Annotated in this window: 13 protein-coding genes, 2 tRNA genes and 1 other RNA gene; 13 read left to right on the plus strand and 3 right to left on the minus strand. The window is 32.9% G+C overall.

Annotated elements, in window-relative coordinates; all coding sequences use genetic code 11:
• Nucleotides 1-6 precede the first annotated feature (6 nt).
• From HDR40_RS07595 to HDR40_RS07630, 8 genes are all read left to right on the plus strand, one after another.
• On the plus strand, nucleotides 7-1,206 hold the full coding sequence (locus HDR40_RS07595; protein ID WP_290627989.1) for an acetate kinase: 1,200 nt from the start codon (nucleotides 7-9) through the stop codon (nucleotides 1,204-1,206).
• Between the two features lie 52 nt (nucleotides 1,207-1,258).
• Nucleotides 1,259-1,624: a transfer-messenger RNA gene (gene ssrA / locus HDR40_RS07600) on the plus strand.
• A gap of 252 nt (nucleotides 1,625-1,876) precedes the next feature.
• Nucleotides 1,877-2,770 (plus strand): DUF3737 family protein, encoded by an 894-nt coding sequence (locus tag HDR40_RS07605; protein WP_290627990.1) that lies wholly within the window; start codon nucleotides 1,877-1,879, stop codon nucleotides 2,768-2,770.
• Nucleotides 2,770-3,930 (plus strand): MalY/PatB family protein, encoded by a 1,161-nt coding sequence (locus HDR40_RS07610; protein WP_290627991.1) that lies wholly within the window; start codon nucleotides 2,770-2,772, stop codon nucleotides 3,928-3,930. Before HDR40_RS07605 ends, HDR40_RS07610 begins: the two co-directional genes overlap by 1 nt.
• 73 nt (nucleotides 3,931-4,003) lie before the next feature.
• Nucleotides 4,004-4,972: a mannose-6-phosphate isomerase, class I gene (gene manA, locus HDR40_RS07615; protein ID WP_290627992.1), complete on the plus strand. Its 969-nt coding sequence runs from the start codon at nucleotides 4,004-4,006 to the stop codon at nucleotides 4,970-4,972.
• Between the two features lie 25 nt (nucleotides 4,973-4,997).
• Nucleotides 4,998-5,393: an SdpI family protein gene (locus tag HDR40_RS07620; RefSeq protein ID WP_290627993.1), complete on the plus strand. Its 396-nt coding sequence runs from the start codon at nucleotides 4,998-5,000 to the stop codon at nucleotides 5,391-5,393.
• Nucleotides 5,393-6,091 carry a response regulator transcription factor gene (locus HDR40_RS07625; RefSeq protein WP_290627994.1) on the plus strand — a complete coding sequence of 233 codons (699 nt, stop codon included), beginning with the start codon at nucleotides 5,393-5,395 and terminating at the stop codon, nucleotides 6,089-6,091. The genes HDR40_RS07620 and HDR40_RS07625 overlap by 1 nt, the downstream gene beginning before the upstream one ends.
• A 7-nt stretch (nucleotides 6,092-6,098) precedes the next feature.
• Complete coding sequence (locus HDR40_RS07630; protein ID WP_290627996.1) at nucleotides 6,099-7,544, plus strand: HAMP domain-containing sensor histidine kinase; 1,446 nt, start codon at nucleotides 6,099-6,101, stop codon at nucleotides 7,542-7,544.
• A gap of 37 nt (nucleotides 7,545-7,581) precedes the next feature.
• Here the strand turns inward: HDR40_RS07630 and HDR40_RS07635 are convergent, their stop codons facing one another.
• Nucleotides 7,582-9,756: an LTA synthase family protein gene (locus HDR40_RS07635; RefSeq protein ID WP_290627998.1), complete on the minus strand. Its 2,175-nt coding sequence runs from the start codon at nucleotides 9,754-9,756 to the stop codon at nucleotides 7,582-7,584.
• 167 nt (nucleotides 9,757-9,923) lie between these two features.
• Here HDR40_RS07635 and HDR40_RS07640 point away from each other — a divergent pair, with 167 nt between their 5' ends.
• The 4 genes from HDR40_RS07640 to HDR40_RS07655 all read left to right on the plus strand — a co-directional run bounded on the left by HDR40_RS07640 (nucleotide 9,924) and on the right by HDR40_RS07655 (nucleotide 13,883).
• On the plus strand, nucleotides 9,924-10,541 hold the full coding sequence (locus HDR40_RS07640) for a VanZ family protein (RefSeq protein ID WP_290627999.1): 618 nt from the start codon (nucleotides 9,924-9,926) through the stop codon (nucleotides 10,539-10,541).
• Between the two features lie 74 nt (nucleotides 10,542-10,615).
• Entirely contained in the window at nucleotides 10,616-11,956 is a 1,341-nt protein-coding gene (locus HDR40_RS07645; RefSeq protein WP_290628000.1) for a glucose-6-phosphate isomerase, read from the plus strand.
• Between the two features lie 76 nt (nucleotides 11,957-12,032).
• Complete coding sequence (locus tag HDR40_RS07650) at nucleotides 12,033-13,418, plus strand: DHA2 family efflux MFS transporter permease subunit (RefSeq protein WP_290628001.1); 1,386 nt, start codon at nucleotides 12,033-12,035, stop codon at nucleotides 13,416-13,418.
• 12 nt (nucleotides 13,419-13,430) lie between these two features.
• Nucleotides 13,431-13,883, plus strand: a complete 453-nt coding sequence (locus HDR40_RS07655; RefSeq protein ID WP_290628002.1) for a hypothetical protein — start codon at nucleotides 13,431-13,433, stop codon at nucleotides 13,881-13,883.
• Nucleotides 13,884-14,081: 198 nt separating this feature from the next.
• Here HDR40_RS07655 and HDR40_RS07660 read toward each other — a convergent pair.
• Both HDR40_RS07660 and HDR40_RS07665 read right to left on the minus strand, forming a co-directional pair.
• A tRNA-Gln gene (locus HDR40_RS07660) sits at nucleotides 14,082-14,154 on the minus strand.
• A gap of 5 nt (nucleotides 14,155-14,159) precedes the next feature.
• Nucleotides 14,160-14,231, minus strand: a tRNA-Glu gene (locus tag HDR40_RS07665).
• A 106-nt stretch (nucleotides 14,232-14,337) separates the two neighbouring features.
• Between HDR40_RS07665 and HDR40_RS07670 the strand changes: the two genes are divergently transcribed.
• Nucleotides 14,338-15,378, plus strand: coding sequence for a serine hydrolase domain-containing protein (locus HDR40_RS07670; protein WP_290628004.1), 1,041 nt, complete (start codon nucleotides 14,338-14,340; stop codon nucleotides 15,376-15,378).
• The last annotated feature ends 1 nt before the right edge of the window (nucleotide 15,379 follow it).

The following is a 15,379-nucleotide window of genomic DNA, read 5'->3' on the forward strand; positions in this document are numbered from 1 at the left end:
TATAAAATGAAAAAGATTTTAGCAGTAAATTCTGGTAGTTCTTCATTTAAGTACAAGTTATTTTCATATCCTGATGAAAAAGTAATTGCATCAGGAATGGCAGACCGTGTAGGAATGTCAAATTCTGTCTTTACTATGAAGTTGGCAGATGGGACTGTATTTGAAGAAGTAAAGGATATTGCTAGTCAAGAAAAGGCTGTTGAAAAGCTTTTAACTTGGCTTCAGGAAAATAATGTTATATCTGATCTTTCTGAAATTGCGGGAGTTGGTCACCGTGTAGTTGCAGGTGGTGAAGAATTTAAAGACAGCACTATTATTACTGAAGATAATATTTGGAAGATTTATAATATGTCTGATTATGCTCCTTTGCATAATGCGGCTGAAGCAGATGGTATTTATGCTTTTATGAAAGTGTTGCCTGGTGTACCGGAAGTGGCAGTATTTGATACTTCTTTTCACCAAACTTTAGATCCCGTGCACTATCTTTATTCAGTATCATATGATTATTACTTAAAATATCGTGCTAGAAAATATGGTGCTCACGGTACTTCAGTACGTTATGTAGCAAATCGGGCTGCTGATTTGCTTAACAAGCCACTTAAAGACTTAAAAATGATAGTTTGTCATCTTGGAAGTGGTGCTTCTATTACAGCCGTTAAAGATGGAAAATCTTACGATACTTCTATGGGATTTAGTCCGGTTGCCGGCTTAACTATGAGTACCCGTAGTGGTGATATTGATCCATCTGTTGTTCAATTTATCATGAAAAAAAATAAGATGACGAAGTTTGATGACGCAATTTATATGTTGAACAATAATTCTGGTTTACTAGGTATTTCTGGCATTTCTCCAGATATGCGTGAACTTCAAGAAGCAGCCAATAATGGTGACAAGCGTGCTAAATTAGCGATTGATATATTTATTAATCGTATTGTACGATACATTGGTTCTTACTTTATGGAAATGGGTGGGTTAGATGCAATTGTGTTTACTGCCGGTGTTGGAGAACATGAAGCAGGTATTCGTAAGCGCATCATGGATCAAATGTCAGCAACAGGCTTAATTATTGATGAAGAAGCAAATAACACTAATGGTGAAAAAGTAATTACTACACCAGAATCAAAGATTACTGCTATGATTATTCCTACTGATGAAGAATTAATGATTGAAAGAGATGTTGTTCGTTTAGCTAATTTGGAAGATTAAGCAGTTATAGTCGCAATTCCACTACAAATATGTTATGATAATTAATGTATTTGGGGATGTTTTGGGATTCGACAGGCGTAGATTCGCATTGACTGCGATTCGTAGGTTACGTCTACGTAAAAACGTCACAGTTAAATATAACTGCAAATAACGAAAATTCTTACGCAGTAGCTGCTTAGTCAGCTTGCGTGATCCAGTAACGGCTTGCTCATGGCTGTTGCCTGGGTTTTACCTTTAATGAGCTACGTTTAACTACCTCACCTGAATAGTTAAAAATAAGATCGACTAGGTATGTTTTGGTATGTTAGCCCTGTTATATGGCGCAATACCAAGACGAGATCAAGTAATATAACTATAATCGTAGAGGTTAATGACGGAATGCGTTTGGACAGGGGTTCAATTCCCCTCATCTCCATAGCTAAGAAAAGTCTTTAGTATCAAGTGGTTAAAAACGTTGATATTAAAGGCTTTTTGTTTTTGATAATTTTGTTAATATTTTAAAAAGTCGTCTCAAAAGATACTAAAAGTATTGACAAACTACATTAAAATAAATAATCATACATTTTTCTTATAACAGAACATAAAAGTTAGGTATTAGACTTATGAGTAAATTTATTTAAAAATATTTAGGTTGAAAGAATAAATTTTTAAATAAAAAAGGAAAATTTGTATGACTGAAATTATAAAAGATAAATATTTTGAAGGTGAACGTCCGCTTTATGGTTTAAAGGATGCAGTTTTAGACGGTATAACGTTGGGTTACGGTGAATCTCCATTAAAAGAAACAAGTGAATTAGATATCAAACATACGATTTTTACTTACAAATATCCGCTTTGGTACAGTAAAAATATTAATGTTGAAAATAGCACTTTTGAAACTATGTCACGCAGTGGAATTTGGTACACTGATAATATTGTGATAAAGAATAGTAATCTTCAAGCACCTAAACTTTTTCGTAGATGTAACAATGTTGAATTAGACCACGTATTTTTTGCAGATGCAAAAGAAACTATGTGGACTTGTAAACACATTAAAATCACCAATTCTCAAATTAATGGTGATTATTTTGGCAAAGATAGTTCAGATATTTATTTAGAAAATGTGGATATTATTGGAAATTATGCGTTTGATGGTGCTAAAAATATTGAGTGTCATAATTGCCATTTTGTTTCTAAAGATGCATTCTGGAATTGCGAAAATGTAAAACTTATTGATTGTAGTTTTGACGGTGAATACTTAGCTTGGAATACAAAACATATTGAGTTCATTAACTGTACTATCGCCAGTGATCAAGGGTTATGCTATATGGACGATGTGAAGCTTGAAAATTGTCGTTTATTCCATACTGGACTTGCTTTTGAAAAATGTTCTAATATTGATGCAGAGATCATTAATGAAATTGATTCAGTAAAGAATCCGATTTCTGGTAAAATCCATGCAAATCAAATTAAAACTTTGATTATTGATCCAGAAAAAGTTGATCCTAATGCTACTGAAATAATTTCTGATTTGCAGGTTATTGAAAAGATTAATAGTTCAGATAAAAATCAAGAGGCTAAATAATGAAATATGATTTTATAACTATTCCACCACGGCGTCATACTGATTCAGTTAAGTGGAGTATTAAGGATAATGAATTACCAATGTGGATTGCAGATATGGACTTTCAGACAGCTCCTGAAATTATTGAAGCAATGCAGTCTAAGATTGAACTAGGGGCTTTTGGCTACGAAGAGCCTCATGAAGATTATTTCAATGCTGTAGCTGACTGGTATGGAAAGGAACATAATTTTCGCCCCGACCCTAGCTGGATGATTTTTTCTACTGGAGTGGTGCCGTCAATTTCGTCGATTGTAAGAAGGATTACACATTTAGGCGATAACGTCTTAGTGCAAGAGCCAGTGTACAATATTTTTTATAATTCAATTGAAAATAATGGTCGTCATGTATTATCTAGCGATTTAGTTTTTGATGGGAAGGAATACACGATTGATTGGCATGATTTGGAAGAAAAATTAGCTGATTCTTTGACTACATTGATGATTTTTTGTAATCCGCATAATCCAATTGGTAAGGTGTGGACTAAGGATGAGATTGAAAGAATTGCGAGTTTATGTAAGAAATATCATGTTATTTTGTTATCAGATGAGATTCATGGTGATTTAGTTAGATATGGCGAATCTTATACACCAGTTTTTGCAATTAATAAAGATTTATTATCAAATGTCATTAGCTTAGTATCACCAAGCAAAACTTTCAATGTTGCAGCCCTTCATGCAGCAACAGTAATTATTCCAAATAAAAACTTACGGGCAATTGTTAATCGAGGACTTAACAGTGAGGAATTGGCTGAACCTAATTTGTTAGCAATTCCTGCTAGCATTGCGGCTTATACTGAAGGTCATGCGTGGCTGAAAAGTTTAAAGGCAATTCTAAATGATAATTTTGACTATGCGACTGACTTTATTAAAAAGAATATTCCTGAATTAAAAATTATTACAGGACGTGCAACGTATTTGATGTGGCTTGATGTAAGTAAGATTACTGATGATAGCAATAAACTATATCAATTTATTCGTAAAGATACCGGGCTAATTCTTTCATCTGGTGCAGTTTATCGAGGTAATGGACATAACTTTTTGCGGATGAATTTAGCTTGCCCAAAGTCAATGGTTGAAGATGCAGTGAAGCGTTTAGAAAAGGCAATTAAAGATTTTAAATAGACTGGTTTTTAATACCTGAAAGTGGCTTCATGTTGTTCCAGCAAAAGTATATACTGTATATGAGGTGATTAAGATGGAACCGATTTTTTTGACCCCATATTTTCGACCAAAAATTTGGGGTGGTAGGAAATTAAATACTGAATTACATTATGATATTCCTGAGGGAAATGTTGGGGAAGCATGGGTAATTTCAGGTTATAAAGATGATGCTTCAACTGTTAATAAGGGGATGTATAAAGGAGAAACCCTACGCGAACTTTATCAAACTCATCCTGAGATTTTTGGTAATCCGAAAGCTAAGGAGTTTCCTCTTTTAGTGAAGTTTTTAGATGCTAATGATAATCTTTCAGTTCAAGTTCATCCAGATGATACTTATGCTAAAATTCATGAAAATGATTCTGGTAAAACTGAAAGCTGGTATGTTTTACATGCTGAACCTGGTGCTAAGTTAATTTATGGTCATAATGCTAAAAATAAAAAAGAATTAGAAGAGATGATTAAGAAGGGTGAGTGGGATAACTTATTCCGCTATGTTCCAGTTAAAGCGGGCGATTTTTTGTATGTCCCTGCTGGGACTGTTCATGCTTTGACTAAAGGCATTATGGTAATTGAAACTCAACAATCAAGTGATGTAACATATCGTTTATATGATTGGGATCGTATAGATCAAAAAACAGGTAAGCCACGTGACTTACATATTAAACAGTCGCTTGATACTATTAAGGTTCCTCATGTAGATCCAAAGTTAAATATTACTAAAGAAAAAGTGGAGGGAGCTATAATCACTACTTTAGCGCAGCCTCCAATTTCTCCACATTTCTACTTGTGGCAAATTGATGTAAATGGTACATTTAACTGGGAGTTAAGTAATCATTCATATATGTTAGTTTCTGTTATTAAAGGAAATGGTAAGTTTAGTGCTGACGGAAAAAATTATGATATTGAGTTAGGCACTAATTTCATTATCCCTAATAAAATGAAACATTTTAGTTTTAGTGGTAAAAATTTACGTTTAGTTATTTCAGCTCCAGGTAAGGAATAAATTTTAAGAAAGAGAGTGAAGCCAAATGATCTATCTAGCTTGTGGTGCAATAATGTTTGCTGTGGGGGTCATTTGGTTTTTGCGTCCCGCCACCGTTCCTAATAGAATGTATGGCTATTTGTCTTATTTAGCTGCAGTTAATAAGGCTAGTTTTGCTTATGCTCAACGAGTAGCAAGAAAGTACCTTGTAATTTTTGGGATTTTACAAATGGTAATTGGAGCCTTAATACATTATTTGAACTGGGATAAATTTTTTATTTTGTGGTTACTCACCTTTTATTTCTTTATCTTGGCACCAATAATCTTAACTGAAAAGAAATTACAAACTTTTTTAAAAAAACGGCATGAATTACCACATGATTACGTTGAACCAGATAAGATAAAACATACAAAAGTAAAGGGATTTAGGAATAAAAGATAATGGATATTTTAATGGTTGAAGACGACAATTCAGTCGCAGAAATGATGAAAATGTTTTTTTCTAAGGAAAATTGGCAAGTAGATATTGCCGCAGATGGTGTAGAAGCCGTTAAAATGTTTAAAGAAAAACAAAATGAGTACGACATCGTAACGTTAGATTTAAATTTACCTAAAAAAGATGGGATGGAAGTAGCTAGAGAGATTAGAGAAGTTTCTCAAAAAGTTCCCATCATTATTCTGACAGCGAGAGATTCTGAATCTGACCAAATATTGGGATTGGGAATTGGAGCTGATGAATACGTAACAAAGCCTTTTAGTCCGTTAGCTTTGATTGCAAGAATTAAAGCCTTATATCGACGTACACAATTAGAAAAAAGTGAGAGTCATATACATTTTGATGTAGAAACTAAACATTTGAAAATATCTAAAGATCGTCGTGAAGTATTATTAGATGATCAAAGGGTTGAAGGAATTACTCCGAAAGAGTTTGACTTGTTATTTACCATGGCCCAAAAACCTAAGCAAGTATTTTCTCGTGATAAATTGCTCGAGCTGGTTTGGGGATATGAGTTCTATGGAGAAGAACGTACTGTAGATGCGCATATCAAAAAACTTCGCCAAAAATTGGAACAAGTAGGACCTCAAGTAATTCAGACCGTTTGGGGAGTAGGGTATAAGTTTGATGATTCTGAGGTTTAAGTAAAAGATGAAACTGTTTTATCAACAGATGCTTGCCTTTCTACTTATTATTGTTACAAGTATCGCTATAATTGGTTATTCGGCATTGAACTTTGCCACCAATCAGGCTTATGAACAAAGTTATCATCGTTTAGAAGGTTACGCACGTTCATTAGGAAATTTGGTATCAACTGATGGTCCTGCTTCACAAAAGTTAGATCGTAATTTTTTAACCAAGATGCAAACGGTGATGCAAGGCGAAGATATGAGCTTGCGGATTTTTAATAGTAAAAGTGAGCAGGTATATCCTGAAACGCTTGCTAAGTTGAGTCTCCCAAAGGATATTACTAAAAAATTAAAAAAAGGCGAAGTAATTAAAATTAAAAATGATCATGAAGACCGTAGGGTTTCTTTTTCAAGCAGGGATGCTTATACCAGTATTCTTTATCCTTGGCGTCAGAATGGTAAATTCATTGGTATTCTTTGGATAGGGTCACGTGTACAAAATGTTGAGCAAGGAATTAAGCGAGAAAAGCGTAATTTGGTAACAGCTCTATTAATTACCCTGATGGTTGGTTTATTTTTAAGTTTTATTCTTTCATATTTTATTTCTAATCGTATTCAGCGACTATCTAAGGCCACAAAAAAGATTGCTCAGGGTAATTTTGATGTTCATCTAAATCATGGTGAGACAGATGAAATTGATGATTTGGCGCATGATTTTAACATGATGGTTAGTGCACTAAAAAAATCAAATGAAGAAATTAAAGCACAAGAGCAACGTAGGGATGAATTTATGGCAGATGCAGCCCATGAAATGAGGACGCCACTAACTACTATTAATGGAATTTTAGAAGGGTTACAATATGATGTAATTCCTGAATCTGATAAACCTAAGTCGATTGCGTTAATGCAAAATGAAACAAGACGATTAATTAGATTAGTTAATGAAAATCTTGATTATGAAAAAATTCGTAGTAATAAAATAACTTTATTAAAGACGAAATTTAATGCTTTCATTGTGCTTAATGATTTGCTTACACAGATGAAGAAAAAAGCACAACAAGAAAATGATAATTTAGTTTTGCATTGTCCTGAAAATCTTGAAGTGTATGCCGATCGAGATCGTTTTACACAAATTATGGTTAATTTAGTTCAGAATGCTTTACAATTTACTAAAAATGGCACAATTACAATTAGTGGGCAAAGAATTGATCATGGTACGCAATTTAGTGTAAGAGATACCGGTATTGGTATGAATGAAGAACAAAAGAAGTTTATATTTGATCGTTTCTATAAGGCTGATGCGTCTAGAGCAAAATTAGGTAGTGGAGAATCTGGTTTAGGGTTGGCTATCGTATTATCTTTAATTAGACAACATGGTGGAAAAATTGAAGTAGATTCTCAACCAGGAATGGGTGCGACATTTACAGTTACTCTTTATGATGAAGGGTATGAAAATTATCATCAATAAAAATAGGCTAGGATATATCCTAGCCTATTTAATTGCATTATTTACTTTTTGAAGATGAACTTGACTTGTTGGGTTGTTTATTATCCTGTTTTTCATTAAGTACACTTTCAGGTACTTTATTTATTTTATCACGGTTACTTTCTGGCGCATTAGTTGAATATAAATTGGTCGTTGTCCCATTCTTTTGGGAATATAGGGAAGTAGATAAACTGCCAAGTTCTTGCTGAATTTTTAACATTTGATAATAATTTGTCTTATAGTCAAATTCATTTGGTGAAGTTGGGATGAAGCCCGCGGGGGTATAGAAGCGAAGTAAGTTTTTATTATTTAATAAATCGGAATTGTGAAGTGCTTGGGCTCCATATTTAGCTAGTTTACTAATTTCCTGCTTTTGTTTAGTAGTAAAGGTAGTAATTTTTTTGCCAGTATGATTATTATAGACTGTTCCCTTTATCCCTTTGCCACCAACAATGACATAATCTGGAGTAACAATAGTACCGTTTCTAAAAATAACACTTTGACGATGGCTAGGCGATAATAAATCACTTCCAAATTGAATGTAATCTTTAGTATTTACGCCTAATAAGTGAAGTAAAGTTGGAAGAACGTCAATTTCACCACCTACTTCATTATTGATGCCCCCTTTAAGGCCAGACATATGAATCATAAAAGGAACTTTTTGTTCTTGGATATTATCGTACTCTCCCCATGAACTAGAGCTTCGACCAAGTAAAGGTGCTAGAGCAGTATATTCGCTATCAGATAAACCATAATGATCGCCGTAGAGGATAATCATTGAATTTTTATATAGACCACTTTTTTTAAGATAATTGAAAAATTCACGGACAGATTGGTCAAGATAGTGAGCAGTTTCTAAATAATTATTTAAAGTTTGATCACTTGTTTGAGCAGTTTTAAAGCTATCTTTATCTTCAGCATCTAAATCAAATGGAATATGATTAGTAACGGTAATAAATTTTGCATAGAAAGGTTGTTGCATTCTTTCTAAGTATTTTACACTTTCTGCAAATAGCAATTTATCTTTTAGACCATAACCACTTTTATCTTCTTTATTTTGAGAGAAATAGGTTGAGTCAAAGAAGTAGTTATAGCCTAAGTTTTTGTAAACTTCATTTCTGTTCCAAAAAGTACCAATGTTACCATGAAAAACTGCAGAAGTATAACCTTTTTGGCGAAGAATTTGTGGAGTAGCTTGGAAAGTATTTTCTGAACCCAAAGAAGAAAATAGAGAACCATCTGAGATTCCAAATGTACTTGTTTCAAGTAAGTTTTCTGCATCAGAAGTCCGACCTAATCCAACTTGATGATAAAAGTTACTAAAACTCATCGTATTTTTGTCCTTATATAAAGAGTTTAAGAAGGGAGTGACCTCTTGACCGTTGACTTTTAAACCAATCAAAAATTGTTGAAAACTTTCTAAGTGAATAATAATGACATTTTTATTTTTAGCTTTGCCAAAGTATTCAGCAGATGGTGCAGTATAATTTTTTTGAGTAAATTTTAAAATATTGCTGATATCGTCAGCAGTAGCATCTTTTTTTACCTGATTAGATTGAGCACTTTTGATGATATCGTAAACACTATAAGTGTCCAAGCCAAGATATTTTACAACATATGAGCGGTCAAATGTATTGAGTAACAATCGTGGACGAGAGGTCTCAGCTAGCATCATATTCAAGCTAAGCATGAATACCCCAAAGGAAGTGACTGCAAAAGGGCGGGTTAATCCATAGCGACGAGGATCAATTCTGATTACTTTAATGAATAATAAAATGACGATAAGAATTAAATCAAGCCAAATAATGATATCTGATGGATGCAACAGAGCTACTGTACTTTTTCCTAAGCCTTGAGAAACTTTACCGGCATTTTGAATAGTTTTGGTAGTCAAAAAGTCAGAAAATTGTCGATAATAAATTATATTAGCAAACAACCAAATTGTATTTAAGGTGTCCAATAATAACATGCTAATATAAGATATGATTGGCTTAGATATATATAGTCCTAGGCTTAATAGAATAATTCCTGTACCTAGGGGAGTAAGCCAAACAATAAATTGTTGATATGGATCCGTTAAACTTAGCTTAAAATCAAAGTATACAGCAAACATATATTTTAACCAGAAGCATAAGGTTAATAAGGTGAAAAATCCTATTCGTGTTTGCCAGAAACTAGCTTTAAATTTTTTCACGTTGAAAAACTCCTTTTTATATACTCACAATTTTACTGGTCTTTTTGAAAAACAACAAATTTTTTCGGAAAGTTTGTAATTTTCCTAATATTTATAATTTAGAATAAGTATTGAACTATTTCGAAAAATTTAGGGTATAATTAAGCCAAAATTGAGAAGGAATGACTATGTTATTTTTACAACCTTTATATGATATGATGACTCATGCTTTGGCAGGAAGAATCAATCATTTTGCATTAATTAAATTAATTTTTTATAGTTTAGATAAAACTTTATTTTACTTTTTAATATTTGTAGTATTACGACTTTTATGGTTACTTATTGTAAAAAGAAGGCGTAGTATTCGTTCAGAAGCAGCTGTTTGGATCTTTGCTTTCTATTTTATTTTATTACTGATGTTAACAACATTTAGGGATACTTATTTCCCATGGCAATTAACATTTAACTTTCATCGTAGTTTAAGTGATATAAATTTAGTCTTTATGAAGGAAACAGTTAAGCTAGTTCATGGAGCTAGTTTGTTGGACTTTTTTTATAATTCACTTGGTAATATTGCCTGGTTTGTACCGTATGGATTTTTAATGCCAATTTTATTAAGGAAAAGATATTGCTTTTGGAAGGTAACATTATTAGGAATGTTAACGTCTGTGGGTATTGAAGCTTTACAATTTGTTTTAATGACAGGTGTAAGCGATATTGATGATGTATTTTTTAATGTTTGCGGAACAGTGCTAGGATATGCATTATATAGAATTGTTTTACATTATCATAAACAATTCATCTAGTTTTCTATAATTTTTCTGCTAAAATAAAGATGTATGTGAAAATTACTAATATAGAATAAAAAGGAAGTTTTAAAATGACAGAAGTTGTACATTTTGACGCAAGTAAGTTAACCCCTTTTGTTCATGAAAATGAATTAAAAGAAATGCAACCAATGGTTACTGCCGCAGATAAAGTTTTACGTGAAGGTACTGGTGCAGGTAGTGACTTCCGTGGTTGGATTGATTTACCAGTTAACTATGATAAAGAAGAATTTGCGCGTATTAAGAAGGCTGCCAAGAAGATTCAAAGTGATTCTGAAGTTTTAGTAGGTATTGGTATTGGTGGTTCTTACTTAGGTGCTCAAGCTGCCATTGAATTCTTAAATGGTGCATTTTATGGCCGAGAAAAGAGTGATTACCCAACTGTAGTATTCTGTGGTAATTCAATCTCTGGTTCATATCTTTACGATTTAATTGAATGGTTGGGTGACAAGGACTTTAGTATTAACATTATTTCTAAGTCCGGTACTACCACCGAACCATCAATTGCTTTCCGTGTCTTAAAAGAAAAGTTAGTTGAAAAATATGGTAAAGAAGAAGCTGCTAAGAGAATTTACGCAACTACTGATCGTCAAAAGGGTGCTTTAAAGACTGAAGCAGATGCAGAAGGTTACGAAGAATTTGTTGTTCCAGATGATATTGGTGGTCGTTTCTCAGTATTATCTGCTGTAGGTTTGCTTCCAATTGCTGTAGCAGGCGGTGACATTGATGAATTAATGAAGGGTGCTGCAGATGCACGTGCTGCTTATACTGACCCTAATGATGAAGGTGATAATCCTTACAAGTATGCTGCTATTAGAAATATTCTTTACCGTAAGGGTTATACTACCGAAATTCTTGAAAATTATGAACCAACTTTGAGAATGTTTGGTGAATGGTGGAAGCAATTAATGGGTGAATCTGAAGGTAAAGATCAAAAGGGCATTTACCCATCAAGTGCCAACTTCACTACTGATTTACACTCACTTGGTCAATACATCCAAGAAGGTCGCCGTAACTTAATGGAAACTGTTATTAAAGTTTCTAACCCACGTCACGATGTAACTATCCCAGATGATGAAGAAAACTTAGATCAATTGAACTTCTTATCAGGTAAGACTATGAATTACGTAAACGACCGTGCTTACGAAGGTGTTGTTCTTGCCCATACTGATGGTGGTGTACCAGTTATGACTGTTGATATTAAGGATCAAAGTGCACATACTTTAGGTTACTTAATTTACTGGTTCGAATTGGCCGTTGGTATTTCTGGTTACTTGAATGGTATTAATCCATTTAACCAACCAGGTGTTGAAAGTTACAAGAGAAATATGTTTGGTCTTTTGAATAAACCTGGTTATGAAGATTTACATGACGATTTAACTAAGCGTCTTTAAATCAAGTAGTCGAATATTTTAAAAAAAGAGTAGAGGTCTTAATCTCTGCTCTTTTTGTACTTTTAAGGAGGTTTTTATGCAAGAAAAAGTTAGTGCAAAAAAAGTTTGTGCAGTGTTAGCTGCTGCTTTTATGTCATTTGTAGGTATTTTAACTGAGACAAGTTTAAATGTAACTTTTCCTACTTTAATGAAACAATTTGGTGTAAGTTTAGATGTTATTCAATGGATAACAACCGGTTATCTTTTAATGATAGCTATTATTATGCTCAGTTCGTCCTATCAGAATACACGTTTTAGTGCAAAACAGTTATTTTCAGCTGCGTGTATTAGTTTTATTGTAGGAAGTTTGATTTCTGCTTTTTCAACTAGTTTTTCAATTATGCTAATTGGTCGTTTGATTTCAGCATTTGGTGCGGGATTAAGCACACCTTTAATGTTTAATTTAATTGTTGAGATAATGCCTAGACAGAAGTGGGGGTTTTACATGGGAATTGCCGGTTTGGTAATTGCAATGGCACCTACTTTGGGACCTGCATTTGGTGGAGCTATAACATATTATTTAAGTTGGAAATGGATTTTTATTAGTGTAAGTATTTTTGCATTGATTGTTTTTATTTTTGGAATTTTAAATATTCAAAAATATCATGAAGTCAAAAAATCAAGTCTTGATTGGATGAGCTATATTGTTTTAAGTTTAGCGTTAATTAGTTTAGTAATAGGTTTAAATCAAATTAGTAAAGGATTTAGGAATCCAGTATTGTGGATTTTATTAATTTCTGCAATTATTCTTTTTGTGCTATATGGCTATCTTTCTAAAAAGTCCGACAAGAAGTTACTTGATTTGGCTGTTTTTAAGCAAAAAGCATTTATTTATGGAGCATTGGCATATTTTTTATTACAATTTGTTAATATTGGTGCCAGTTTTGTCTTACCAAACTATGCACAAATTGTGGGACATCAAACATCTTTAATTGGTGGCTTAATTTTGTTGCCTGGAAGTATTGTTTCTGGTTTACTTAATCCATATTTTGGTAATTTATACGATCGTGTTGGAGCGAAAATACCTCTTTATATTGGTGCGAGCCTCATTACTCTTAGTTGCTTGTTATTTGCTATCTGGGGGATGAATCTAAAGATTTGGATGATTATTGTTATTTACACTTTACTTACTTTGGGACATCGGATGTCATTTAGTAATACTATGGCCGAAGCATTAAAGATTCAACCAGGTCAATTACATGCCGATGCAACAGCAGTTTGCCAAACTAGTCAACAATTGGCGGGTTCTTTAGGAACAACTATTCTAGCTGCCATTATAGCTATTTCTCAAAATAAGGGTGGTGCGTCCTATTCCTTCTTGACTGCTCAGGGTAGTCAGTGGGCATTTTATTTTACTTTTATTTTAGGTATTTTAATTTTAGTTTGTGATAGGAGAATGTTAAGCTTAGAGAAGAACAAATAAGGAGGGAAAAATATGGGTGAGAATCAACAAGAATTTGAAAAGATGGAGAAGAAAATTTATGCTTTTGCACAAGAAATTTTCTTAAAAAATAAGGCTGTAAATGATTTATTAGTGATTCAGGAACAAAAGGAAATACTTCATTTAAAAATGTCTGAAGTAGAAAAGCTCCAAGAAGTTCGAGCAACAGTTAAGGATTTTTGTGAACCACAAGTAAATATTATTTTACAAGTTAGTCAATACCCCGATGAAATGAAGAAAGCCGATTTTAATTTAGTAAAGAATCAAGCTCATCAATTAGTTCAAAATTTTGATAATTTAGGAAAAATTATTAAATATGTTGAAGCAATTGATAAGAAGCAAGGAAAAAAGTTAAGTAAAAATTGGGTTGAGATTAAGCAGAGTTTATCTGACCTAAACGTTAGTGATATTAAGAATATTGAAGTTGAAGCAAGTAATTTAGGGTAAAAAAATGGTCTACTTTTTGAGAATAAAGGTAGACCATTTTTAATTAGTTTATTTTTATGGTTTTCAATTTTGTTTAATCAATAACTTAGAAGAGGTTACATCTTTTTTTCTTGTTTTCAGATAATCAGAAAAAGTGAAAAATAAAAGCCTTTAATATCAAGCTTTATAACCACTTGAAATTAAAGACTTACTAGAAAATTGAGATATTCGGGCTCGAACCGAAACATCCAGGAACCAGAAACCTGTGCCTTACCAATTTGGCTATATCTCAGTAAATCACCCGTACGAGAATTGAACTCGTAACTCCACCTTGAGAGGGTGGCGTCTTAACCATTTGACCAACGGGCAAAATCAACATAAGTTAATATAAATTATATTTGTATTAATGTCAAGTGTTAAAATACTTTTTTCTAAGAAGTAAGTCAGGTAAGATGGACTACATAGGGAGAAAATTATGATTGATTATTTTAAAACGCAACATTTAATTGAAAGAATGGTCAGTGATCGAATTGTGCCAGGTGTTAATTATGCCTTTATTAAAAAGGATCAGGTAACTAGTTCTACAGTTGGGTTTGCTAGCGTACTGCCTAAAAAGACACAACTTAATCCGTTTTCTTTATATGATTTAGCAAGCTTGACTAAGGTTTTAGGTACAACCAATGTATTTTTAAAATTATACCAAGAGGGCAAATTAAACTTTACTGAACCGCTGAATGAATTTATTCCAGAATTTAGGAATGATAAAATACGTTTATCTCATTTACTTACGCATACTAGTGGGATTATGGGGTGGATTCCTAATCGTGATGAATTACCAGCCAAAGATTTATTAAAAGCCATTATTAATTTACCTGTGACTGAAGAATTTGAGACTAAAATGAGGTATGCGGACACCAATTTTATTTTATTAGGACTTGTTTTAGAAAAAATTTATCATAAAAGTGTCCATCAAATCATTAAACAGCAAATTATTTATCCTGCTAAACTAGAACATACAACTTTTAATCCTGTTCCGCTTGATTGTGTCCCAACAGCAATACTTTCTAATGGTGAAATCCTTCAAGGTATTGTGCATGATCCTAAAGCACGTGTATTAGGAAAAGACTGTGGTTCAGCTGGTATGTTTTCAAATATGAGTGATTTAATTACAATGGCACAAGGGTATTTGGGTCTAAAAGAAAATGTTTTACCGATTAGTCAAGATACGATAGCTAATTTGTTTTCTATTCATACCCCCCACAATGTTCATCCACGCTCATGGGGATGGGATTTACGTTTTGATCCTCAAGACAACCACCCGATTTTATATCATACAGGTTTTACTGGAACTTTTATGGTGCTAGATCGGCTTAATCAGTCTGGATTAATTGTTCTAACTAATCGTATTCATCCTAGTGGACATAATCATATTTTTCTTTCTATGAGAGAAAAAATAGTTAATACATTTTTACAAGAAAATATTTATAAATTTAAAGAAAATAAAAAACGAGCTTAAG

This window comes from Lactobacillus sp. (genome assembly GCF_014803895.1).